Consider the following 21,153-nt stretch of genomic DNA (forward strand, 5'->3'; position numbering starts at 1 on the left):
GATGTCCCTGTCCTTCGCGGCGTCGCCGATGGGCAAGCGAATCGGGATCTCGGTTGCGTCGGTCGGCGACCGGCAGTTGGTGGTCACCGTTTCTCCGAAGGCATGGCGTGAGGACGCGACGCGTCAGCAGTTTCTGACCAAATTGAGCCCGGGAAGTACCGAGCTCGCCCTCTTTGAGGGCGACCGGGTCCACTTCAGCGACCCAGATGCCGAGACGGAAGCGACCGCAGTAGCGGCGCTGCGAGCGAGCCGAAGCGGGACAGGCCTGTGGAAAGACGGTGACTCCTTGCTGGTTCCGGACGTCCCCATGAATTTCCCGGGCGAGAATCCCGCAAGTTCGCGTCCGGCCCCAGAATCGACCGCGCACTTGTTGCGACTGTTCCAACGTATCGAACTCTTCCGTTCGACTTCGGACAGCCCGTTTGTTCGAGAACGGAACTCTTCGCTCTACCGACCGCTCGCGGTTCGACACTTTCTCGACGAGGTTGAAGCGCGCCTGCATCAAACCCGACGCGGATATCGCCGTATCACAGAAGACCGCTGGACGGTCCGCGGTCGGGTCAAGGCCTCTAGTGTTGGCCTCAACCGAGCCACGGGCGGCACCAAGGTCACGTGCACGTACGACGAACTCACGGAATCGACCCAGTTGTTGGGTGCCATCGTGACGGCCCTCGAGCTGATCGCTGAGGGGCACGGTCCGAGCTCCCTGCTTCCGAAGCCTTTCAACGAGAAGCGCTTGCGCAGCGATGCGGTCCGCCTTCGGCGGGCACTCGAAGCGGTCGAAGCTCTCCCGCTGAGCACCGTGTTGAACACCTTGACCCGGCTACGTCCGACGAGGCTCGATCAGCCGTGGCAAACGGCGTTGCGGTTGGCCGGTGTGGTGATTCGGGGCGGAGCGCTGGTCGCGAAGGCCGGCCGCGACCGTCAGACTCAGGCGGTCGAGCTTTCGGTGCCGACCGACAAGGTCTGGGAGTCGATCGTGAATCAGGCTTTGAAGCGCGCCGGGATCGGTCAGGTTCTCGACCAAACGGAGCAGTCGGCTAGGTTCGATCTCAACCGTGACCCGTGGGTCTCAAGACCGGGGGGAACGGAAGCGCTAGGCCGTCCCGACAACGTTGTCTTGCGGGCCGACTCGACGGTAGTCGTTGACGCAAAATACAAGCTGACTGACCAGCCGTCACTCGCCGACCGCTACCAGATGTTTGCCTACTCGCATCTTGTGCGGAGCGGGCGCCGGCCTGTGGGTTCGGTAGTCCTCGTGTACCCAGGTTCAGGCGCAACCACAGTCCAATATCGTGGCCGAGACACTGCGGACGATGCAGTTCGACTGGTCAGCGTGCAGCTCCCGTTTCCGGCTCCTTCGGACGTGGCGACGGCACACCTTTGGGACGGTTACCTCGGTCGGGTCTCGAAACGTCTCGCGGAACAGGCGGACCCGTCGATCTGATTCATCAAAGGACCTGTGCGCGAGCAAGGTCCCTCCTGTGGTCGAGGCGACGAAATCCCGGTTGCACAAGGTCGCTCTGCGAAGCCGGGGACGGGACTGCCCACGAGTGGGTGATTTGAGGCCTGCCCTGCCGTCGGAGGCGATGGCCGAGTTCCGTAGGACGGTCACGTTACCTTGCTGATCGCGGTGATCGGATGACGAAGGGGGCCGACATGGACGAGGTCAGGCCAGAGGCAGCGGGCAGGGCGCTGGACGAGGTGTGGGGCGAGCTCGAGGCAGGGCTGGCGGCCTACCTTCGCCAGATGACGGACCCGAGCGAAGGGGACCACCTCGTCCTCGAGCTTGCCGATGCGGACCCGGCCGGCCGCGGATGTCCGCCGTATGCGCAGTTCGCGGCGTTCGACGACGGCACGATGTTGCGCGCCGAGATCTCTGGCAACGCCTACGTGCTGCCGCAGTACGCACTCGACGACGCTGGCTCCGCGTTCTTGCGGGGAGCGGGTTGGCAGGGCAATGAGGACGACGAGGTCGGTGAGCACAACTGGTACGTCGAGGTCCCGCTCGCCGACGCCGGCAGCGTCGCGCACCAGGTCGTGTGCGTGCTGCGCGCCCACTTCGGGATCGCGCACCCGCAGCTCCTGACCTACAACGCGTGGGGACCGGCCGCCGCGGGGGCGTCTGTCCTCGGGATATGCGCGACTCGCGACGTTCCGGTCGACGCACCGCAGCCGCCGAAGCAGAGGAAGCCGGGGCCCCGGCCCAAGAAGAAGGGTCCGCGGCTGGTCGAGCCGGCCAACCGGGACGAGCTGTTCGAGGCAGTGGGCCAGGCGCTCGCGGGCATATGCGACGAAGCTCCGGACGTCGATGACGAAGGCGACTTCTTTCTCGAGCACATGGATCAGTTCGTCCGGGTCAGGGTCCGCCACGACTCGCCGACCGTCGAGATCGTGGCGCGCGTCGCCCACGACGTGCGCTCTCGACGCGACACCGCGGTCGAGCTCGGGATCCTCAACCGCGACAACCCCTGGGTGCGATGGACGCTGCGCGACCGAGCGATCTGGCAGCAGGTCGCCGTACCCGGTCTCCCGTTCGTTCCGCATCACCTCGCCCAGCGGTTGGATGGGTTCCTCACGGCGATGGCCAACACTCGGGACGACCTCGCACTGCGCACCCGAGCGAAGGTGGGATGACCTTGAACCTGACGACCGCACAGAACGACCGCGCTGCCGGCGTCCTTCTCGCCGCCGCCGCGGGCGATGCGCTCGGCGTGCCCTACGAGTTCGCCACACCGCCCGCGCCTGGCGTCGAGGCGGCGATGACCGGGGGAGGACTCGGGAACTTCGCGCCCGGCGAGTGGAGCGACGATACGGCGATGGCCGTCGCCATCGCCCGCGTCGCTGCGACCGGAGCCGACCTCACGACGCAGGCGGCGCTCGATCAGATCGCCGACGGCTTCCTCGAGTGGTACGACGGTGGTCCTGCCGACATCGGCATCCAGACCAGCTCGGTGCTCTCGGCGACCCGGCTCCGCCTCGACGCCGGTGAAGTCGGCCTCGCTCGGGTGATGATCGAGGAGGCCGCTGCCTATACCGCTGCCCGGTCGCATTCGGCCGGCAACGGTGCGCTGATGCGGACCGCGCCCGTCGCGCTTGCTCACCTCGATGACCGCGACGAGCTCGCGCGTGCCGCGCGCCTGGTGGCCGAACTGACCCATGCCGACCCGCTCGCCGGGGACTCGTGCGTGCTGTGGTGTGAGGCGATCCGGATCGCCGTGCTCGAAGCACGGTTCGAGGTCGCCGCCGGACTCGACCTGCTTCCCGACGACCGCCGCGATCGATGGCGGGCATGGCTCGAAGACGCCCTCGACCTCGACCGCAACCGCGGCGAGCGGGTGCCGGGGGAGCGGTTCCGGCCGAACGGGTTCACCGTCACCGCGCTCCAGGCTGCCGTCGCGGCGATCGTCACCACCGATGTGCCCCAAGAGATGTCCGCCCGCCACCTCCAGCTCGCGCTGCACAACGCGGTCCGGATCGGCGACGACACCGACACGGTCGCAGCGATCGCAGGCGGGCTGCTTGGAGCGCGGTGGGGCGCGAGCGCCGTACCGCTGTCGTGGCGGCATGCCGTTCACGGCTGGCCCGGCCTTGATGGCGCTGACCTCGTATTGCTCGCTGCGCGTGCACGAGGAGATGCCTTGGCTCCCACCTATGACGTCGCAGAGCTCTTCTTCGCCTGCGTCATTGCCTTCCGGGACAAACCTGCCCCTGCTGGCACCTACGACCATCGGCTCGCTCGATGCGCGGCGCTGGCAGGTGCGTTCGGGCTCCAGGTCGTGCCCGCGCCGCGCAGGGATCTCCACCTGGTCTGGCTGTCTCCGCAGGGCAAGCCGCTCGACGACCACGCGATGTTCCAGCAGCGTGCGATGGTCGACCTGCTGATTGCCTGCGAACGTGCGCACGGAGAGCTGATCAGCCCGTTCCGCGAGTTCCAGGAGGCCCCTGACAACGTCATCGCGCTGTACCGGCGGTTCGGCGGCTCCCTCAATGAGTTCGGTGAGAAGGGCGATAGCGAGGGGTTCGCTCGGACGCTGCAAGAGCTCACCTTGGCTGACGCCGCTGCCGCGTGGGGGATTTCGGAGGGCGCTACGGTGCCGATCGACGAGGTCGAGCGGGCGGTCGAACGCCTCCGGGAGCAAGCGTGACCAGGGCAAGATTGGTGATTGTGCGAGCAGACGACAGAAGGGGCGACGAGTGAGCGGCCAGAAGCGGTTCAACCTCCTCAACTTGATCGACGCGTGCGAGGAAGCGTTTGAGTCCCGCCACGCGGACGACGTGGAGAGTGAGGGGCGGATTGCCCGGTGTGGGGCCATCGCCCGTGAGTTCGGGCTGCTGGTCCTGCCCGACGTGCCCAAGACCCGGATTCCGATGGTGCAGCTGGTGCTGCCGGGACCGCGGCGAGACGACGACCTCCTGGGCTACCTCCTCGGCGACTGTCTCCGTGCTCGGCGCGGCTGGCACAGCCCGTTCGAGGGCATGTCGGAGGGCACCGAGAGCATCATCGCGATGTACCAGCGCTTCGGGGCCCGCCTGAACGAGGCCTTGGCAGAGAAGGATCAGAAGGAATTCAGGCTCGTGCTGGACGAGATGCTGGTCGCCATCGTGGCTCAGATATGGCGCCTGGACGAGCGCGCGACGGTCGAGGTCGACTTCCTCGGACCTCGAGCAGAGGCCCCGGCTGACTTCTACTGATTGTGGAGCACGGTCGTAGCCGCGTCGGCACAATGGCCGCTGTTCGCCGAGGACGATCGAGGGGATGACAACGCGCGATGAGTGAATGGTCCGACGCGCCGCGCTTCGCGACCGCCTCTGAGCGCGACGTCTGGCAGCAGTTGCGCGACACCCTCCCCGACGACTGCCTGATCCTCGCCAACCTTCGGCTCACCGACGAGCTCAAGGACCACGAGGTCGACCTGCTGGTCCTGTTGCCCGACGTCGGATGCATCGTGCTCGAGGTCAAGGGGGGCAGCGTGTGGACGACCACCGCCGACCGTGGCGACGTTGCCTGGTGGTCCCGCTCAGGTGGCAAGGAGCGTCGCATCCACCCCGTCGACCAAATACGCGACGGGAAGCACGCGCTGCGCCACTACGTAGAGAACGATCCGCGCTGGGGCAGCCGCGGGCCGGTCGCATGGGCCCACGGCGTCGTCACGCCGTACTCCGAGTTCGACGCCGACTTCCAGCTTCCCGACCTGCCGCGATGGTCGCTCCACGATCGCAACGACGTGGCCGATCTGGCAGGGCGAGTGCATCGCAATGCCCGACGCATGACCCAGGGTCGTCGTCCGCCCACCGGCGACGACGTCGACCTGATCGCCGAGATCCTCGGTGGCCGCCTGCATGCTTCGTACGACGTCAACGCCGAGGCCGACGACCGGGCCGCGACATCTGACCGGCTCACCCAGGAGCAGGCGACCATCCTGGGGGTGACGCGGCTGATCAACCGGGTCGAGATCCGCGGGGGAGCGGGCAGCGGGAAGACGGTGCTAGCGCTGCGGCAGGCGAAGGAGCTGAGCCTCGGGATGCGGGGCAAGAAGGCCGAACGAGTTGCCCTGCTCTGCTATTCGATCGGGCTGGCCGAGCACTTCAAGCGCGTCACTGCGACCTGGCGCCGGCAGGAACGGCCGGCGTTCGTCGGGACGTTCGAGGAGCTGGGTCGCACCTGGGGTGCGCCGAGCGGCACCCGCGAGGACAGTGCGTTCTGGGAGGAGGAGCTGCCCGCCCTCATGGCAGGCCTCGCCGCCGAGCTGCCGGACGGAAAGCGTTTCGACTCGATAGTGGTTGACGAGGCGCAGGACTTCGCCGACAACTGGTGGCAGCCGCTACTGCGCTCGCTGCGGTCCGACGAGGACGGCGGGATCTACGTCTTCTCCGACGAGCACCAGCGGGTGTTCAGCCGCTTCGGTCGGCCGCCCGTCCAACTCGTGCCCCTCGTGCTCGACCACTGCCTGCGCAACACGCGCCAGGTGTTCGAGGCCTTCGGATCGATGGCTCCCAGTCGCATGTATGCACGTGGCGGGGACGGCCCCGACGTCACGTTCGTCCCCTGCGAGACCGAGGACGCGATCGACGTCGCGGACCTGGAGGTGCTGAAGCTGTTGGACGAGGGGTGGCGCGACGGCTCCATCGCGCTCATCACGACCGGCCACCGCCACCCCTCCCAGGTCGACCTGGTCGAGGGCCTCGGCCACGAGCGCTACTGGGACGCCTACTTCGCGCAGGAGGACGTCTTCTTCGGGCACGTGCTCGGCTGCAAGGGCCTCGAGCGGCCGGCTGTCGTGCTGTGCCTCAACGAGGACGGCAACCGTGATCGTGCCCGCGAGCGGTTGTATGTCGGGATGTCGAGGGCGACCGACCGGCTGGTCGTGGTCGGCGATCCGGACGTCGTACGGCGGGTGGGTGGGCCGGAGGTGGCCCGGCGGCTGGGTGCCTGAGGCCGCGCGCATCGAAGGGTGACGTCAGCGGTCGCACTCGCCCTCGGGGTGCTCCATCCAACAGCTCTGGCACACGGGATGGCGGGAGGGCTCGGGCTTGGCTGAGCCGCCACCGCTGCCGGCGCGCGATGTCTTGTACACGTGGCCTCCGTGGGACTCCAGGTACACGCTTCCCGGTCGAGTGCGGCCATCCGCGTAGTAGATCGTGCCTGGCGCGACTGACATCAGCACAGTGCCGGCTTCGTCCAGGACGTTGACGCCGCGGTTGTAGCCAGACTGGTAGTACTCGAACTTCACGCCGCCGAACGCATCGATGTCTTCGTCGATCACTTCCCGGTCACGGGAGTTCCACAGCGGATTGAACTTGATGAGCTGGGCGCGCGTCATCGCATCGCCGGTTCGCAGGTCCTTCACGGCGTGATCGTCCCAGCCCCGTCCGACAAATCGGCCTAGGTGCCGGCCGACATGCGTGTCCCAGCCGGGTCGAGGCCGGCCTTCCGTCGGACGTACCTCCTACCTTCACCTTCCCGGACGGTGGAGGAGGTCCCGATGCTCGACGAGCTGTTCGCGATGGACGGATCACCGGGATCCGCGCAGGTCACGAAGAACGAAGCGCGGGCGTCGATCGATGCCCTCGTGTCCGAGGCCTGGCAGTACAAGCGGAGTGCCGACTTCCGCGACCTGCTGGAGTTCGTCGGGAAGTTCCGTTTCCAGGCGCCGTTCAACGCGCTGCTGCTCCACATCCAGCGGCCGGGAGCGTCGTTCGTCGAGACGGCGCAGCGTTGGCGGGACCGCTACGGGCGCCGGGTGAAGCCGGGGGAGCGGCCGCTGATCGTGCTGTGGACCTTCGGGCCGGTGATGTTCGTGTACGACGTGAGCCAGACCGAGCCCGACGGAGATGCGCCCGTCCTGCCGCTCCGGGTGGCGATGCCGTTCGCGATGCCACCGATGGTGGGCGTCGAGCAGGCGCTGGTCTCGACGATCGACAACGCCAAGCTCGACCGGGTGCGGGTCACCGCGGCGCCGTCGGGCTCGCTGTCCGCCGGGTGCATCCGGGTGTCGAGCGGCGCGACCCAGCCGGTGCAGGTGTCGAGGCGCCCGCCCGTCGTGGAGAACTGGCCCGTGCGCTACGAGATCGAGCACAACGAGACGTTCTCGCCGAGCGAGGTCTACGCGACGATCGCGCACGAGCTCGGGCACCTCTACTGCGGCCACCTCGGCACGCCGAACCCCAAGTGGTGGCCGGACCGGCGGCACCTGCCGGAGGCGGTGCGGGAGTTCGAGGCCGAGGCGGTGGCGTTCATGGCCTGCCGGCGGATCGACCCCGACGCCGTCCTCCCTCCGCACCTGGCGCAGTACCTCGAGTGGCCAGAGGTCCCCGAGGGCGTCAGCCTCGACCATGTCGTGCGCGCGACCGGCCGGGTGGTGGACATGGCCAGCAAGCGTTTGCCGCGACGGAAGGACAGCTGATGGACGAGGCCTGGGACTATGTCGAGAAGGCGTGGGCCAGGTGGACGGCGGGCCTCGCCTATGCATTCGACCACCTGACCAACGGTCGCGCCCTGTTCATCTACCCGGAACCCGAGCCCGACCAGCTCTATCCCCTCCGCGGGCCGAGCATCCGGATCATGCGGTGGGGTGGTGGGGCGCCGATCGCGATCGAGCGGGACCCGCGCGAGGACCCGACCGGAACCGAACACGCCAGGATCCGGTCCTACCGCGTCGACCCCGGGCAGGAGCACGAGGTGGCGCAGCAGCTCACCGACGCGGTCCGGTTCCGCTTCGGGTGTGTGCACCCCAGCTTCGTCCGCTTCGGTGGGGTGGAGGTCGGTGCCGACGCCGACCTCTGGGTCCGCGAGGTCATGATGAGGCTGACGACCGCTTCGATCCGCTACGCCCAGCTCAGGCAGCCCACCGCGCGGTGGTCGCCGTACGCCGGCGACCAGCCGAGCCTGTTTTCCCAGGTCGACCTCGACCCGAGCACGCCGACCCTCTGGGACTAGTCGGAGGAGCACCACTCATGGCCGCAGGCGATGCAGTGGAGGTCCGGGTCACGTCCAGGGCCGATGAGGCAACCGCCAGCCATGACGTTCGGTGGCCACGACGTCGAGAAGGTCGGGAACCCGTAGAGGATCGCCAGCACATCGGTGGATCCGCACGACTCGCACGGCGGCAGCACGAGCGGCTCGGGTTGCGGGCGCGCCGCACTTTCCGGATCCGAGTTCATGAGGCGAGTGAACTCCGCACGTCCGACGGAACCGCGCGGAGCTGGTTCGGACGACGGGCTCACTCGGTCATGGGCGCCACGCCAACCCGCGCCACCGCGCGCCGGCGGATTCCCTCCAGTGGCCGAGCCCAGCAGCCCGGTCGACCAGGTCCTCCACTGCTTCGAGGCCGCGCAGGATCTCGCGGTCAGTAGCCCGCTCGGAGACGCTGACGCGCAGCCCTTGAGTGTCGTGCTCGATCAACTCCAGGATCGCTTGGTCCAGGTGCATCTCGTCTGGCGCGACGTCTCGGACGACCGTGATGCCGTCGGCAGCGAGCCCTGCGATGCGCCGTCGGATGCGGCGACGTACACGCTCGGCTTCCCGATCGTGGCGCTCGCGAGGGCAACCATCGAAAGGCCCGACCTGCGCAGCCCGGCCCAGGACGACGGCGTGGACGGTGACCATCGAGCACTGCGTGCAGCGGAGCCACCGGCACGAAGGGTCGAGGACGCCGCGGCCGGCCGCCGTCGCCGGTCGTCTGCCGCGGTACGACGCGGCAACCGTCCGAACTGCTCCGCACTGGCAGCAGAGCGCGGTGATCCTCGGACGGCCTGGTCGTGTGTCGTCCGCGCTCACAGGCGCACCCAGCTCAGGCCGTTCCATATGTCGGCGCAGGTGACGCAGTCGTCGGCCTGTGCCTCCGTCGTCTCCTCGACCTCGGCGGGATCGAGCCTCGGCACGAGCTCGACGACCCCGCAGTAGGCGCGAGCCCGCCCACCGATTGCGGCGGCGGCCCGGTAGTCGTCCACAGGGAAGAGGTGGGTGCGTGATCGCCGGTAGTCCGAGGTCGGCGACGGCGTCGGACAGGTAGAAGCGTCGGAGTCGCGCTGCGGTTGGCGGGCGGTAGAGGATGTGTTCAAGGTCTGGGTGCCCTTCTTGCACTCGGTCCTAGGCCCCGGTCGGTGTTGCCGCACCGGCTGGGGCCGCCTTCGGATCTCGAAGGATCGGCCCGATTCTCGCGTTGAGCTCCGACACCCTTTGGGCACCCCGGGCCTCTATCCACAGCAGGCTGGGCGAGACAGTCCTCGCGACCCACAACGGGGGAGGTGGTTGCTTCAGAAGGTCCGGGCGTGGATGAAGTCTCCGCTGACGGGGTCGATCAGGACCACGAAGCGTGATGGCGCCGGAGTGGGAATCCGGTCGTCGGACTTCGACCGCGGATCGTAGGCGCCGACCAGCGGAACCTCGACCGAGTCGAACACGAGCACCCACGCCGGGAGGCGGTCGATCTTCAGGTCGATGTCACTCGGCTTGGTGACGTCTGACTGCCGCTCGCTGCCGTAGCCCTTGATCGTCAGCGTCATCAGCTCGGCTTGCTCCGGGTCGCCGGTCACCATGCCGGGGAACTCGTTGTGAGCGACGCGGATCACTTCTTGCAGCCCCGTCAGTTGGCCGGCGTCGGCGTCGGCGTCGGCGTCGGCGTCGGCGTCGGCGGGCGCGGGCAGCGCCGCTTTGGCTGACGTCCGATGCGTGACGCTTGCCATCGAAGGGATGGGAGCCAGTGGAGTGGCGACGGACAGAACGGCTGCTGCCAACAACGATGATCGGTTCATCAGTCCCCCCGGATTGGCTGACGATCAAATTCAGATTGGGACAGTCATAATGTCGCGACGCTCGACGTCAGTCAAGGATCGCGAGATGCGCTCGTCCGACGGCACTGCCGGTCTGCCCGACCGCCCCCGCCCGGTGGCTAGCCTGGGCTCCATGCCTTCAGTCCTCATCACCGGCGCCTCTCGCGGCATCGGCCGCACTACCGCTCTCCGCCTGGCCGCGTCCGGTTGGGACGTCTACGCCGGCGTACGACGGACCGAGGACGGCGACGAGCTGCGCAAGGAGAGCTCGAGGATCACCCCGGTCGTCGTGGACGTCACGGACGCGGAGCAGGTCGCGGCTCTCGCCGCGCAGGTGCCCACCCTGGACGCACTGGTCAACAACGCTGGTGTCGCGGTCATGGGCCCGCTGGAGGGCCTGCCGATCGAGGACGTACGACGGCAGCTGGAGATCAACGTCATCGGCCAGGTCGCGGTGACCCAGGCTCTGCTTCCGCGACTGCGCGCCTCACGCGGCCGGATCGTGTTCACCTCCTCGCTCAGCGGCCGCGTCGTGACGCCGCTGACGGGTGCCTACAACGCATCGAAGTTCGCGCTCGAGGCTGTCGCCGACGCGCTGCGCATGGAGCTGCGCCCGTGGGGGATCAAGGTCTCGCTCGTCGAGCCCGCCCAGGTCGCGACCGACATCTGGCACAACGCGGCCGACGACCTCGACCAAGCAGAGGCCTCGATGACTCCCGCCGCGCGGGACCTCTACCGCGACCACTTCGCCGGCTTCCGCAAGACCATCCCGCTCTCCCAGAAGCTCGCCGCTCCGGTCGACGACGTCGCCCGGTCCATCGAGAAGGCGCTGACCGCCCGCCGCCCCCGCGCCCGGTACGTCGTCGGGATTGGCCCCCGGGCGCAGCTGGTGATGACCGGCGCCTCGCCGACGGCCGTCCAGGACGCGGTGCTCCGCAAGGCCCTGGGAGTTCCGTCGCGGCGCTGAGCGAGCTGGGCGCTTTTCTGGTTCGACGTGGCTGTCTGGTCCGTCGGGATGGCGGTGCAGAAGTAGGCTCCGGCGTACGACGGCAGGACCGGTACGACGCGCTACGCCGAGGCCGTCGTGAGGCTGGCGACGATGTTGGCGAAGATCGCGTCCCGGACCTCCGGGGCCTGACCGAGCTGACGGGCCCGGCGAGCGGCGAGCGCGAGGCGGTCGGCGACCTCGTTGAGCGGGTGGCCGCTGTGGCCCTTGACCCAGGTGAGGGTGACGTCGCGGTGGGGGAGGAGCTTCGCCAGCTCTGCGGCGACCACGCCGGCGCCGAGCGGCAGGTGGCCGACGGCGCCATCCCGCTGGAGGGTCTGGACGACCTTGATCGCGTCCCGCGAGTCGACCAGCAGGTGCACTGCCTGGTCCGACGGCAGGGAGGCCAGCGCCATCTTGATCGCGCCGAGCTCGGCCGTGAGGGCGCAGGCCGGGCCGGCGAGCTTGGCCTTCGCGCGGAAGTCCCCGGTCTCGGAGACCCACGCCATCCCCATCCCGCGGCGGCCGCACGATCCGTCGGTGGCGACTGTCAACCGGCGACGGGAGGCGTCGGACACCGCCGGCGGCGTCACGAGATCCGACGCCGCGTCGTACGCCCGGACGCCGAGCGACCCGATCTGGACATAGACCCGGAGCCAACTGACGTCGACGAGAGCGGCGCGTACCGACTGAGCCTGGTCGTCGGTGTCGAGGGTGAGGTGCAGCTCGGTCGGCTGGCCGCCCGCCTCCCCGATCGCGCGACCGATGGCGTGGGCGACGGCCTGCTCGACAGTGCCCAGGAAGCGGTTGGCCACCGGGTCGGCGCCGTCGTCGGCGACGGCGAACGCGATCCCCTTCGGGCCGGTGGCTACCGCGACGCCGACGCGACGAGCCGAGAAGCTGGGGTGCTTCCTGACTGCTACGCGGGCCATCGGTTCCATGGCCGGATTAGGTCACGAACCTCCGACGGAACCACGACACCTACGCGCGGCTGCAGCGCTCCTCGATCGCAGCGAGGACAGCCAGCTCCTTCTTGTTCGGCTGCCCGTCGACGGCGGTGATCCGCCGTACCGCGTCGGCGACGCGCTCCGGTCGCCCTGCTCGACCTCGAGCTCGCGCCGCGATCACGCCGGCTAGTGCTCCGGCTCCGCGTCCACGAGCGTGCAGAACAGCAGGCAGTGCTCGTCGTCGGCATCCACGGTCGTCATACTCGCTTCCTCGAGGTCGACCGCGTCGCCTGGGTTGCCGGTCACGTAGACGATGCGCTCGACGTGCCAGCGGTGATCAGTGCCGTGCAGCTCGGCTGCGCGATGGGTCCAGGACGACGTCGGCCAGCCGTTGAGGCTGAGGCTCAGGTCGACAGAGACGAGGTCACCGGTCGAGAAGTCGCCGGCGGTCTCGCCGGGTCGAATCCACCGCAATGCCCGCAGAGCGCCCAGGTCGAGCACGACGGCATCGGTCGCGTCCAACACCCGAGCGATGGCGCGATAGCGGTTGCCTTCGATGTGCTCGACCCGCGGGCTGCTGTCGGGTTCGACGCTGGTCGGCGTCGAACGCTGAACGAACTCCACGGACGCCACGAGCTCGCCACCGACGCGGACCGGCCAGTACTGCCCGTCCCAGACCTGCCACCCCTCATACATCAGGACGACAGTGCCCGCCGGGACCTCGGGTCGGCTCATGCTCACACTCCACGATGCTAGGTGGACGGCCGACCGTACCGACTGCGCAAGCGCTGTTGGTCCTCAACGGAGAACCGATGGAACTCGCGATCGCTCACGGTGAACACGTACAGCTCCTCGGCCGCGGCGCCGACGGCCCAGTCCATCAGGTCGTCGAAGGTCCCGAAGCGAAATTCAGATCGCTCTTCGTGGGCGTACTCCACGGTGCAGGACCAGGTTGGATCCGGCGAGAGGTCGGGGAGGTCGAGGTCAGCGAGCTCGGCCGGGTCCGCCGGCTGGAACCACGCTCGCCCGACGAGCAGGGTGCCTACCAAGGGGGGGGTGGTCCCTTCCTCTGTCGGTCCTAGAACTGACCGTCCAGCTCGGCCTCGACCTGCTGGAGTGATCGGCGCCGCCAACTGGTGGTGCCAGCGGCGTCCGGGAAGGAGAGCGCCTGCGGGTGCCATCCCGACAACAGGACGGCGTCGGACGGCACGCCCCGGCGCAGTCCGATGACGTCGATGCCTGGAGCCTTGTCGGGGATGAACATGGGGCCGGCCATCACGACGACCGGCGTTCCAGCGGGGATCGCCTTCGCGAACTCGGCGACCGGTGTGACGGTGGAGGGTCCGCCGTCGTCGGGCACCCCCTCCTGCTCGGCCCCGCGGGACAGGGCGAGGTAGAGGTAGCCGTCGTCGTCAGCGGCGGACCCGTCGTCCTTCCACAGGTGCGTCACCTCCACCTGCATCACGACGGAGTAGTCGCGGATGTCGTAGCCCTCCTGGTCGCTTCCGCGTTCCAGCACCTCATATCCGTCGGTGAAGCCGACGACCTTGCCCGATGCGACGACGGCGCGATCGCGGGCCATCTCGCTCGGGCTGCCGTACACGAAGGCGTTGCCCTCGCCGCCGGCTCGCTCGAAGACCGATGTGTCGACTGGGTCCTGGGTCGGAGCAACGGTGTCTCTCGCTGGCGACGAGTGAGTGGACATCTCGCCTGAGCAGGCTGACGCCCCCAGCAGGAGTGCCGTGCCCACCACGAAGGCGGCAGCATCTTGTCGTCGCGCCATGTCGATCGCCTCGTTCTCGAGATCTCAGAAGTGCCGGTTGAAGTGGAAGTTGATGTGGTGACGCCCGTAGGACTTCGTCCATTCCTCGCCGCCGTCCCACAGACCTGAGCGCATGCAGCTGTGTCCCGGGGCGTCCGGGTTGGCAATGCCTTGGCCGTAGTGGCTGGCTGAGGCGGTGTGCCCAAGCTCGTGGCAGGTCGCATGCCGTACCTCGGCTGGCGGGCTGTCGGCGTAGTCCTGGATCAGGCCGTAGTCGATGCGTACGCGGAACTGGTCGCATCGACCGTTGTCGTTGTAGTTCAGGCAGTCGGCCCAGCCGTCGGCGTAGCCGTCGATCGAGCGCTGCTGCCACCGGACGTCGGACTGGTCGGTGCAACCGGCCCCGTGGAAGTCGGTCGTGACGGCCGTCTGGTTCTCGAGCGTGCCCTCGGACCAGTGAATGCGCTCGGCGACGATGTTGTTGGGCGCGTGCGTCTCGCCGAAGCAGTAGGTGTGTGCGCCGCCGTCCGGCAAGGGATCGAAGTCGACATCGGCGTGAGCTGCGTTGATGGCTCCCAGCGAGACTGCGCACAGGTTGGCAGCGACGATCACGCCCATTGAGCTTCTTCTCACCAATCCCCCCGGACGGACCTGCCAATAATTCAGATTGGGACATTGATTCTCGAGTGAGATGTTGGGGAAGTCAAGGGGGACTACGCCGGCGCGACGTCGACGACGTACGCGTCGTGGTCCGACAGCATCGACCGGCCAGCCTGCGCACGAACCCGATCGGCGGACCGGACGGTCCAGTGGTCCGGTACGGCGATGTGGTCGATCGACTGGTCGTTGTGGTCCTGGTTGCTGAGCTCGTCGGTCGCGATGGTGAGTCGCAGCTGCCGGGCCGCGGTGCGAAGCAGGGTGCGGCTGGCGGGGGAGACGGCGTACCCCTTCGGAGCGAACGACGTGTTCCAGTCGCCTCCCCAGATATCGGGCGCTCCTTCGAGGACGACGTTGTCGATGGCGTACGCCGTCTTTGCGGGGCCGGCGTCGCCGCCCCACGGGAAGTAGCCGGCGCAGCCACGCCACGGCAGCACGGACGAGCACACCCGGATCCCGTCGACGATCGCGAGCGCTGACGCCGGATGCGGGTCCGGGAGGTGCCACAGGTCGCGGGCATAGATCGCCGCCCAGGACTGGCCGCGCGCCATCTTGTGGAAGGTGTGGTGTCCGACCATCCCCGGGAGCTCGAGGTCGGGATGGACCTCGGTGAGGAGCAGTACGTCGCAGGCCAGCCCCTCGAGGAACTCGCGATGGCGCGCCGTACCGCGTGCGTCGAGGTTCCAGGTGCCGATCCGCATGCGCACAGCATGGCGGTGTCGTCCGACGTTTCCGGCGTTTGTGTCGGCTGCTCGGGCTAGCGTGATGCCCATGCACATCGCTTGTCGGCCGCCCGAGCTACCGCGGCGGTAGCGACCTCCCCGCAATCCCGCGGGATGGACGCTGCCGCAGGAGACCTCGGAGCGTCACATGTCCCGTACCGACAAGACCCAGCCCTTCCGCGTCCGCCTGTGGGACGGCACCCTCTCGCGCGTCGCCGTGCATGACCACAGTGACGGCGTCTGCGACCTGCCCGCGACGATGCGGGACGACCTCGCGCAGTGGTCGACGCCCGGGGCGATCGGCACCTCGTGTCACTGGGAGCTGCACTGGACCGGCGTCGGTGTCTGCCCCTGCTCGCTCTGCCACGACGGTGCCGAGCGGCGTGCTGAGCGGCGGGCGGACCGTCGGCGTGCTCGGCTGGATGCTGCCGAGGCGGTGAAGCTCGCGCGTGCGGGGTGGCGCGAGATGTGACACGCGGACCCGCGGTCACGTGGACCGTCGCTTTCCCTCCGACGTTAGGTCGCCTACGCCTGTTCGACCTCGGCCAACCGTGGAAGCGATCGGACGTCCGCGCTGCTGAGAAGGACTCCGGCTGCGACGGCGACGACCGCAGTGAGTGACGCGAGCGTGGGGCTCGAGCCCGCGTTCTCGACCATCAGCCCGGCGAGCAGGATGCCCCACGGGACGGCGATGCCTGTCGCGAGCTCGTCCGCAGCGAACACGCGGCCCTGGAGGTGAGCTGGAGTGACGACGGCGAGATCCGACACGGTCGCGGCGTTCGACGCGGGCGCGGAAAGCGATCCGACGACGACCGCGGCAAGGATCAGTGGTGGGTGATCGATCGCCAGGTTGATCGCAGTCATCGTGGCCACGGTGAGACACACAGACGTCGACGCCAGCCGCCCGATAGTCATGCGGGCGACAAGATGAGGCGCGAGGAGACTTCCGGCGAGCAGCCCGATCCCCGCCGCTGCTGGATAGAGGCTGATCAGCCAGTACGGATGATCGTCGCGTTGGAGGATGACGATCATTGCGAACGTGAAGGCGTTGAGGCCGAAGTTCACCAGCCCGTGGCTGATGACGATCGCCAGGAAGGCCCGTTGTCCGCGGAGGTAGCGGAATCCTGCGCTCAACGCCTTCCGATAGACCTCCGGGCGCGCGGCATCAGGCCGAGCGAGCGGCGTACGGATCAGTGCGATGCCGATGATCGCGACGGCGAAGCTCGCAGCGTTGATCCACAAGGGGAGTGGCAGGGCGAGGCTCAACAACAGGGCTCCGAGCGGCGCCCCAGCCAGGTCGGCAGCTGCGCCGCGCCCCTCGATCACAGCGACGGCTGTCGGCAGCTGCTCCTGCCGGACCAATGTCTTGAGCGCACCGGCCTCAGCGGTGCGGTACAGGGCGGTCGCGGCGCCGCCGGCAAGGCTGAGGGCGGCAAGGGCGGCCACGTCGAACCACCCGAGGGTCACCAAGATCGCGAGCATTGACCAGGTGACCCATCGGGTCACTTGGCCGACGAGCATCGCGGCGCGCCTGCTGTGCCCATCGACCAGGTTGCCGACGAACGCCAGAGCAGTCAGGTTGCCGATCATCCCCGCCGTGGCCACGACGCCAGCGGCGAACGCGGACTCGGTCATCGCAAGGACGATCAGGGGAAGAGCGAACGACGCCGCAGCTCCGCCGATCGTGCTCACGGTCTCGCCGATCGTTAGGCAGAGGTAGTCGCGCTGTCTCCACAGCGGATGTGCGTTGTCCGAGCTCATCCGACCTGGTTGAAGGTGACCCGTGCCATCCGGTGGTCCGTCTTCGGCCAGGGGATCGCCAGCGCACAGAGATCGGGAGTCTTCCCGCAGTCGATCAGCTCGTTGTCGGAGCGCTGGAACAGCCGGTAGACGACGATCTCCCGCGTCCACTCGCCAGCGCTGTCTGCTCGGACGCGGGTGCCGTAGGCGTAGAGACAGTCTCCGCCGTCGACGTTCGGTGAGTCGGCTGGTGGCGCTGCTGGACACTGGACGACGACCGCTCTGGCTCCGGGCGGGAACCCGGCGCCTTTCACGGTCGCGCTACCGCGGTTGCCTCGGTCCGGGAGGTCCAGACGTTGGATCGTCAACTGCGGTGCCTGCTCGGCCACGGCCCCCGGCCCCCACTCGATGGATGTGGTCGTCACGACGCCCGCCGGATCGATGAGCGCGAGCTGACACCCGTCGGCGATGCAATCGACCTCACGGCGTCCGTCCACCCCGATCACGGACCGAAGGTCGAACTCGGTCGAGAACCTGCCCCGGGCGTCGCTCTGGACTGCTGTCGACGCCGCGGACACGTCGCACTCGTCAGGCACCTCCTTGGGAGCCGTGGAGAAGGTGGTGCACTGGGCCACCTCGTAGAAGGTGCGGGGTTCGGCGCCGGTGACCTTGACGCTCACCGGACCGGGCAGGACCTCCGCGTCGAGTGAGAGAACCGGCCCGCTGGGGACAGGGGCCGTGGCCGGAGGGGCGCTGCAGGCTGCAAGGGCGGCGACCATCGCGAAGGGCCCCGCGAGGTCTCGGGTGATGCGGGTCTTAGGCACCGGTCAGTACCCGAAGAACTCGTCGACGGTCCCACCGATCCGATAGCTCCAGCTGGTCTCCTTGCGGATCCAGTCGACCCCCTTCTGCCAGGTGTGGAACTCCGCCTCCAGGTAGCACGAGGGGGCGTCGGGAAGGGAGAGCTCCCCGAGGTCGTCGCGCTTGACCGGGTCATCGTCGGTGCCGGGGCTGTCGGCACCGACCTTCCGCTGCAGGATCCGCGCGCAGCGCTCGTCGCCGCTTCCTTCATACAGCGCCTTCGTCCCATGGGCACCCGCGTTGGTGTTCGAGCAGGTCTCGTTCGAGGCATTGGTGTGAAGCGGCACGTGGAGGTCGGCGCCCCACTCGTTCGAGTTCTCGACGTTCTCGTTGAGAGTGCCGCGCCCCTTGCTGACGTAGTAGAAGCGCTCGAGCAGATTGCGCCCCGCTCCGTCGCCTGCCACCGCGGCATTCGCGATCTTGTTGGAGGCCCCGTTTTCCCAGTAGCCGTCGCAGCCCGAGTTGCTGATGCAGTCACCGCCCGGGATGTCGTCGTTCCCGTCATGGCACGCAACCGAGAGATAGACCTTCTTGCCGTTCCAGTACGTCGGCAGATACTCCGTGTCGGCGTGAGCATCGCCGGCCGACACGACGGGCAGGGCGGTCGCGAGGAGGGCGACTGCGGGAAGGGTCTTGATGAGGCTCACGTCATTTCCCGATCCGTGTCAGGTCCTCGGTGGCACAGATGTCGCCACCGACCGCCATTGCGTAGGCCAGACAGTCGCCTTCGACGGTGAAGCCGACCGACTTGATGTCGCCGTTGCTGTGAGCGGTGAAGACGAGGTTGCGATACATCTCGTACTGCTCTGCCTTCTGTGATCGCTGCATCGATTCGACGAAGTCTGCGGGCAGGCTGACGGTGGCCTCGCCCTCGGGCGAGATCCGCGCGGCCACGCGCTCCCATGCCTCAAGGTCAGGGAATCGGGACCGCAGGACGTCGCCGACGGCCTCTTCCAAGCTGTGGTCCGCAGACTTTGCGATCGCGTGGCCGCGCGTCTCGTGCCCCGTCGTGCGGTTGCAGCCCAGGTACGCGATCGTCCGTCCCGGCGCTCGGGAGGTGAGCGGCGGCTCGGCCGGGCACTTCGGCGGAGCGATCGGAGGATCGCTCCGCATCAGCCTCTCATCGTCGCGCTGGCGTTGTTTCCCGGTGGCCGTCGCAAGCCCGGTGAACCGGATCGTCCATCCCTCCAAGGCGTCGTCGTTCTCACTGATCAGTCGATGGGCGGCTCCGAACCCGCCAGATGCGTCGATCTCGATCGTCCTGCCACCGGCGTACTCGGCGATGGGCGAATCGACGACCTTGCGAACGGCGGGCGGCGGGGCAGGGTCCGGCTGGTCACTCGCAGCCTGCGATGGGCCTGAAGCGACGAGCGCGGTTGCAGACAACACGGCTGCGGCAGACGCGGCCAAGGGCTTTCGGTTCATCAGTCCCCCCCGGATGATGACGATGAATTCAGATTGGGACACAGATGGTGCGTCGGGGGGCGATGAAAGTCAAGGTCGGCACCTCTCTCCGAAAAGCTTGTTCGGGATGGGCATTTCTGCGTAAGGACTTGCCCGCCAGCAAGGTCTATGTCCGTGAGAGGCAAGTGGTGCCCTCGGATGGGAGCAGAAATGAACCTGATCAACATCGCGGCAACCGCTGCCGTGAGCGTCGCTGTGATTGCAATGCCGGGGCCGCCCGTGGTCCACGCGGACTAGTACCCCACGGCGCCGTGCGTGGCGAACCGAGATCTCGACCGTGTCGATCTCGGGATGTCGCGGCATCGGGTGCACGAGATCTTCGGCGGCTACCGCGGCAAGCTCGTCGACTACCGGCGCAGGGGAGTGTCCTCCGGCCAGGACGACACGTACCGCGAGCAGGTCATCCGCTCCTACGGCACCTGCGGTGGAGACGGGGTCCTGATCGGCTACGAGAGTCGGAGGGTCGACGGGGAGCGCGGGCGGTTCCGGGTCGTGAAGGTCAGCACGATGTCGCTGTAGGCGTTCGGGCGGCGGCGGCTCGTGCGAGCTCGACCAGAGGGTCGGTCACTCGCAGGCGACGCCGTCGCCGTCCGCGTCGAGGTCGTAGGGGTCGCTGCCGGTGACGTGGACGAATCCGGTGTACTTCGGTCCGTCGCCGGAGCCGCCCGCGCAGTCGTAGTCGGACGCCGGTGTCAGGCACGGGTCGTAGCCGGGCGTGCAGTTCGAGGGCGGTTCGACAACCGTGCGAACGACGGACGAGACCACGATCGTGATGGTGGAGCCCGGCTCGGCACGATCGTCGCCGCCCGGGGTCTGGCGGAGAACGACGCCGTCCTTGCCCGACGTACGCGTCTCCATCTTCACGATGACCTTGAACCCGGCCTCCTGGAGGCGGTCCACGGCGGCGGCCTTGAGGCGTCCGACGACGCCGGGCACCTCGGGATAGGCCTTGGCCACGACGAGAGCGACCTCGGAACCCTCCAGGACGGACCTGCCGACCTTCATGCTCTGGCTCAGGACCGTGCCGGGCGCCTCGGCCGAATAGACCTGGCTGATCTCGCTCACCACGAGGCCGGCGTCGGTCAGAGCGTCCTCGGCCTCGTCGCGGGTCAAGCCCTTGAGGCGCGGTACGACGGACCGCGGCGGCTCAGTCTCCGTCGGCGAGCTCTCGACCGTCTCGGTCGGGGGAGCGGAGGTGGTCCCCACCGCCTCCGCGGGCTCCGATGTCGTCGGCTCGGACGCGGTCATGTTCACGTCGCGGCCAGTGCTCCGCTTCGCCTCCTGAGTGGACGTCCCACCGGCGACGACGCCCAGCGCAACGACCCCGCCGAACATGACGATCACTGTCGCCACCAGGGTGATGATCGCCCACGCGGGGAAGCGGGTCTTGGTCGGACGTCGCTCGACGACGATCCCATTCGCGGGCTGCCGGTAGCTCGACCATTGCTGGCTGCCGCGGCTCCAGCCGGCGGGACGGGGAGCGGTGTGGCTCGTCCACTGGCGCCCGTCCCAGTAGCGAAGCAGCGTGGGGTCGCGAGGGTCCGGGTACCAGTCGGCACCCGGGGTCGGGGGGAAGTTCGGGTTCATTGCGGAGGCTCTCCTTCGACGTCGAGGATGACGAATGAAGTGCCTCGGCGTCAGGCAAACCCGACAAGTCGGGGCCTGCCAGTGACCGCTGGCCGGTCGGCCAAAGAACGGACCGTTCGTGACGTGTGGGCTACTGAAAGCATGGTGGCGTCA

The 21,153-nt window shown here is 68.3% G+C and carries 26 protein-coding genes; 10 read left to right on the top strand and 16 right to left on the bottom strand.

Going from position 1 to position 21,153, the window contains the following annotated elements; genetic code table 11:
- Nucleotide 1 precedes the first annotated feature (1 nt).
- From H0487_RS05405 to H0487_RS05425, 5 genes are all read left to right on the top strand, one after another.
- Entirely contained in the window at nt 2-1,447 is a 1,446-nt protein-coding gene (locus tag H0487_RS05405; RefSeq protein ID WP_183093204.1) for a 5-methylcytosine restriction system specificity protein McrC, read from the top strand.
- A gap of 212 nt (nt 1,448-1,659) precedes the next feature.
- Nucleotides 1,660-2,637 (top strand): TY-Chap domain-containing protein, encoded by a 978-nt coding sequence (locus tag H0487_RS05410; protein WP_183093205.1) that lies wholly within the window; start codon nt 1,660-1,662, stop codon nt 2,635-2,637.
- Complete coding sequence (locus H0487_RS05415) at nt 2,634-4,148, top strand: ADP-ribosylglycohydrolase family protein (protein ID WP_183093206.1); 1,515 nt, start codon at nt 2,634-2,636, stop codon at nt 4,146-4,148. Before H0487_RS05410 ends, H0487_RS05415 begins: the two co-directional genes overlap by 4 nt.
- Before the next feature lie 49 nt (nt 4,149-4,197).
- Nucleotides 4,198-4,695, top strand: a complete 498-nt coding sequence (locus H0487_RS05420) for a hypothetical protein (protein ID WP_183093207.1) — start codon at nt 4,198-4,200, stop codon at nt 4,693-4,695.
- 77 nt (nt 4,696-4,772) lie between these two features.
- Nucleotides 4,773-6,437, top strand: a complete 1,665-nt coding sequence (locus tag H0487_RS05425; RefSeq protein ID WP_183093208.1) for a nuclease-related domain-containing DEAD/DEAH box helicase — start codon at nt 4,773-4,775, stop codon at nt 6,435-6,437.
- Between the two features lie 24 nt (nt 6,438-6,461).
- Here H0487_RS05425 and H0487_RS05430 read toward each other — a convergent pair whose 3' ends face one another.
- On the bottom strand, nt 6,462-6,851 hold the full coding sequence (locus H0487_RS05430; protein ID WP_183093209.1) for a hypothetical protein: 390 nt from the start codon (nt 6,849-6,851) through the stop codon (nt 6,462-6,464).
- Between the two features lie 135 nt (nt 6,852-6,986).
- Here H0487_RS05430 and H0487_RS05435 point away from each other — a divergent pair, with 135 nt between their 5' ends.
- Nucleotides 6,987-7,907 carry a M78 family metallopeptidase domain-containing protein gene (locus H0487_RS05435; RefSeq protein ID WP_183093210.1) on the top strand — a complete coding sequence of 307 codons (921 nt, stop codon included), beginning with the start codon at nt 6,987-6,989 and terminating at the stop codon, nt 7,905-7,907.
- The gene (locus H0487_RS05440; protein WP_183093211.1) at nt 7,907-8,440 is read left to right on the top strand and encodes a hypothetical protein; all 534 of its coding nucleotides are present in this window, start codon (nt 7,907-7,909) and stop codon (nt 8,438-8,440) included. Before H0487_RS05435 ends, H0487_RS05440 begins: the two co-directional genes overlap by 1 nt.
- Nucleotides 8,441-8,731: 291 nt before the next feature.
- Here H0487_RS05440 and H0487_RS05445 read toward each other — a convergent pair whose 3' ends face one another.
- The 3 genes from H0487_RS05445 to H0487_RS05455 form a co-directional block, all read right to left on the bottom strand.
- Nucleotides 8,732-9,109 (bottom strand): hypothetical protein, encoded by a 378-nt coding sequence (locus H0487_RS05445; protein WP_183093212.1) that lies wholly within the window; start codon nt 9,107-9,109, stop codon nt 8,732-8,734.
- Between the two features lie 167 nt (nt 9,110-9,276).
- Nucleotides 9,277-9,453, bottom strand: coding sequence for a hypothetical protein (locus H0487_RS05450; protein WP_183093213.1), 177 nt, complete (start codon nt 9,451-9,453; stop codon nt 9,277-9,279).
- A gap of 306 nt (nt 9,454-9,759) precedes the next feature.
- Entirely contained in the window at nt 9,760-10,257 is a 498-nt protein-coding gene (locus H0487_RS05455; protein ID WP_183093214.1) for a hypothetical protein, read from the bottom strand.
- A gap of 151 nt (nt 10,258-10,408) precedes the next feature.
- Here H0487_RS05455 and H0487_RS05460 point away from each other — a divergent pair, with 151 nt between their 5' ends.
- A complete protein-coding gene (locus H0487_RS05460; protein ID WP_183093215.1) occupies nt 10,409-11,242 on the top strand; it encodes an SDR family oxidoreductase in 834 nt (277 codons plus the stop codon).
- Between the two features lie 101 nt (nt 11,243-11,343).
- Here H0487_RS05460 and H0487_RS05465 read toward each other — a convergent pair whose 3' ends face one another.
- The 7 genes from H0487_RS05465 to H0487_RS05495 form a co-directional block, all read right to left on the bottom strand.
- The gene (locus H0487_RS05465; protein ID WP_183093216.1) at nt 11,344-12,192 is read right to left on the bottom strand and encodes an RNase H family protein; all 849 of its coding nucleotides are present in this window, start codon (nt 12,190-12,192) and stop codon (nt 11,344-11,346) included.
- 49 nt (nt 12,193-12,241) lie between these two features.
- Nucleotides 12,242-12,388: a hypothetical protein gene (locus H0487_RS05470; RefSeq protein ID WP_183093217.1), complete on the bottom strand. Its 147-nt coding sequence runs from the start codon at nt 12,386-12,388 to the stop codon at nt 12,242-12,244.
- A 5-nt stretch (nt 12,389-12,393) separates the two neighbouring features.
- Entirely contained in the window at nt 12,394-12,942 is a 549-nt protein-coding gene (locus H0487_RS05475) for a hypothetical protein (protein ID WP_183093218.1), read from the bottom strand.
- A gap of 17 nt (nt 12,943-12,959) precedes the next feature.
- Nucleotides 12,960-13,256: a hypothetical protein gene (locus H0487_RS05480; RefSeq protein WP_183093219.1), complete on the bottom strand. Its 297-nt coding sequence runs from the start codon at nt 13,254-13,256 to the stop codon at nt 12,960-12,962.
- Between the two features lie 29 nt (nt 13,257-13,285).
- Nucleotides 13,286-13,789 (bottom strand): hypothetical protein, encoded by a 504-nt coding sequence (locus tag H0487_RS05485; RefSeq protein WP_183093220.1) that lies wholly within the window; start codon nt 13,787-13,789, stop codon nt 13,286-13,288.
- Between the two features lie 225 nt (nt 13,790-14,014).
- Nucleotides 14,015-14,587: a hypothetical protein gene (locus tag H0487_RS05490; protein ID WP_183093221.1), complete on the bottom strand. Its 573-nt coding sequence runs from the start codon at nt 14,585-14,587 to the stop codon at nt 14,015-14,017.
- Between the two features lie 95 nt (nt 14,588-14,682).
- Entirely contained in the window at nt 14,683-15,327 is a 645-nt protein-coding gene (locus tag H0487_RS05495; protein WP_183093222.1) for an exonuclease/endonuclease/phosphatase family protein, read from the bottom strand.
- A 169-nt stretch (nt 15,328-15,496) separates the two neighbouring features.
- On the opposite strand from H0487_RS05495, the gene H0487_RS05500 reads away from it, so the two are divergent.
- The gene (locus tag H0487_RS05500; RefSeq protein ID WP_183093223.1) at nt 15,497-15,820 is read left to right on the top strand and encodes a hypothetical protein; all 324 of its coding nucleotides are present in this window, start codon (nt 15,497-15,499) and stop codon (nt 15,818-15,820) included.
- Between the two features lie 53 nt (nt 15,821-15,873).
- On the opposite strand, the gene H0487_RS05505 is transcribed toward H0487_RS05500, so the two are convergent.
- The 4 genes from H0487_RS05505 to H0487_RS05520 form a co-directional block, all read right to left on the bottom strand.
- Nucleotides 15,874-17,109: an MFS transporter gene (locus H0487_RS05505; RefSeq protein ID WP_246382999.1), complete on the bottom strand. Its 1,236-nt coding sequence runs from the start codon at nt 17,107-17,109 to the stop codon at nt 15,874-15,876.
- Nucleotides 17,106-17,768, bottom strand: coding sequence for a hypothetical protein (locus H0487_RS05510; protein ID WP_183093225.1), 663 nt, complete (start codon nt 17,766-17,768; stop codon nt 17,106-17,108). Before H0487_RS05510 ends, H0487_RS05505 begins: the two co-directional genes overlap by 4 nt.
- Before the next feature lie 147 nt (nt 17,769-17,915).
- Nucleotides 17,916-18,596 carry an N-acetylmuramoyl-L-alanine amidase gene (locus H0487_RS24210; protein ID WP_183093226.1) on the bottom strand — a complete coding sequence of 227 codons (681 nt, stop codon included), beginning with the start codon at nt 18,594-18,596 and terminating at the stop codon, nt 17,916-17,918.
- A 1-nt stretch (nt 18,597) separates the two neighbouring features.
- Entirely contained in the window at nt 18,598-19,416 is an 819-nt protein-coding gene (locus H0487_RS05520; protein ID WP_183093227.1) for a hypothetical protein, read from the bottom strand.
- Between the two features lie 288 nt (nt 19,417-19,704).
- On the opposite strand from H0487_RS05520, the gene H0487_RS05525 reads away from it, so the two are divergent.
- A complete protein-coding gene (locus H0487_RS05525; RefSeq protein WP_183093228.1) occupies nt 19,705-19,932 on the top strand; it encodes a hypothetical protein in 228 nt (75 codons plus the stop codon).
- Nucleotides 19,933-19,977: 45 nt separating this feature from the next.
- On the opposite strand, the gene H0487_RS05530 is transcribed toward H0487_RS05525, so the two are convergent.
- Nucleotides 19,978-21,000 carry a PASTA domain-containing protein gene (locus tag H0487_RS05530; RefSeq protein WP_183093229.1) on the bottom strand — a complete coding sequence of 341 codons (1,023 nt, stop codon included), beginning with the start codon at nt 20,998-21,000 and terminating at the stop codon, nt 19,978-19,980.
- Nucleotides 21,001-21,153 lie beyond the last annotated feature (153 nt).

This window comes from Nocardioides stalactiti, assembly GCF_014180715.1.
GTDB lineage: Bacteria > Actinomycetota > Actinomycetes > Propionibacteriales > Nocardioidaceae > Nocardioides > Nocardioides stalactiti.

Bases quoted from the DNA above. Each gene is read 5' to 3' on its own strand.
- H0487_RS05475 (WP_183093218.1), bottom strand. From the start codon at position 12,942: ATGAGCCGACCCGAGGTCCCGGCGGGCACTGTCGTCCTGATGTATGAG.
- H0487_RS05500 (WP_183093223.1), top strand. From the start codon at position 15,497: ATGTCCCGTACCGACAAGACCCAGCCCTTCCGCGTCCGCCTGTGGGAC.
- H0487_RS05410 (WP_183093205.1), top strand. From the start codon at position 1,660: ATGGACGAGGTCAGGCCAGAGGCAGCGGGCAGGGCGCTGGACGAGGTG.
- H0487_RS05495 (WP_183093222.1), bottom strand. From the start codon at position 15,327: ATGCGGATCGGCACCTGGAACCTCGACGCACGCGGTACGGCGCGCCAT.
- H0487_RS05505 (WP_246382999.1), bottom strand. From the start codon at position 17,109: ATGAGCTCGGACAACGCACATCCGCTGTGGAGACAGCGCGACTACCTC.
- H0487_RS05465 (WP_183093216.1), bottom strand. From the start codon at position 12,192: ATGGCCCGCGTAGCAGTCAGGAAGCACCCCAGCTTCTCGGCTCGTCGC.
- H0487_RS05445 (WP_183093212.1), bottom strand. From the start codon at position 9,109: ATGGTCACCGTCCACGCCGTCGTCCTGGGCCGGGCTGCGCAGGTCGGG.
- H0487_RS05455 (WP_183093214.1), bottom strand. From the start codon at position 10,257: ATGAACCGATCATCGTTGTTGGCAGCAGCCGTTCTGTCCGTCGCCACT.
- H0487_RS05530 (WP_183093229.1), bottom strand. From the start codon at position 21,000: ATGAACCCGAACTTCCCCCCGACCCCGGGTGCCGACTGGTACCCGGAC.
- H0487_RS05405 (WP_183093204.1), top strand. From the start codon at position 2: ATGTCCCTGTCCTTCGCGGCGTCGCCGATGGGCAAGCGAATCGGGATC.
- H0487_RS05490 (WP_183093221.1), bottom strand. From the start codon at position 14,587: ATGGGCGTGATCGTCGCTGCCAACCTGTGCGCAGTCTCGCTGGGAGCC.
- H0487_RS05440 (WP_183093211.1), top strand. From the start codon at position 7,907: ATGGACGAGGCCTGGGACTATGTCGAGAAGGCGTGGGCCAGGTGGACG.
- H0487_RS05415 (WP_183093206.1), top strand. From the start codon at position 2,634: ATGACCTTGAACCTGACGACCGCACAGAACGACCGCGCTGCCGGCGTC.
- H0487_RS05460 (WP_183093215.1), top strand. From the start codon at position 10,409: ATGCCTTCAGTCCTCATCACCGGCGCCTCTCGCGGCATCGGCCGCACT.
- H0487_RS05485 (WP_183093220.1), bottom strand. From the start codon at position 13,789: ATGGCCCGCGATCGCGCCGTCGTCGCATCGGGCAAGGTCGTCGGCTTC.
- H0487_RS05425 (WP_183093208.1), top strand. From the start codon at position 4,773: ATGAGTGAATGGTCCGACGCGCCGCGCTTCGCGACCGCCTCTGAGCGC.
- H0487_RS05525 (WP_183093228.1), top strand. From the start codon at position 19,705: ATGTCGCGGCATCGGGTGCACGAGATCTTCGGCGGCTACCGCGGCAAG.
- H0487_RS05435 (WP_183093210.1), top strand. From the start codon at position 6,987: ATGCTCGACGAGCTGTTCGCGATGGACGGATCACCGGGATCCGCGCAG.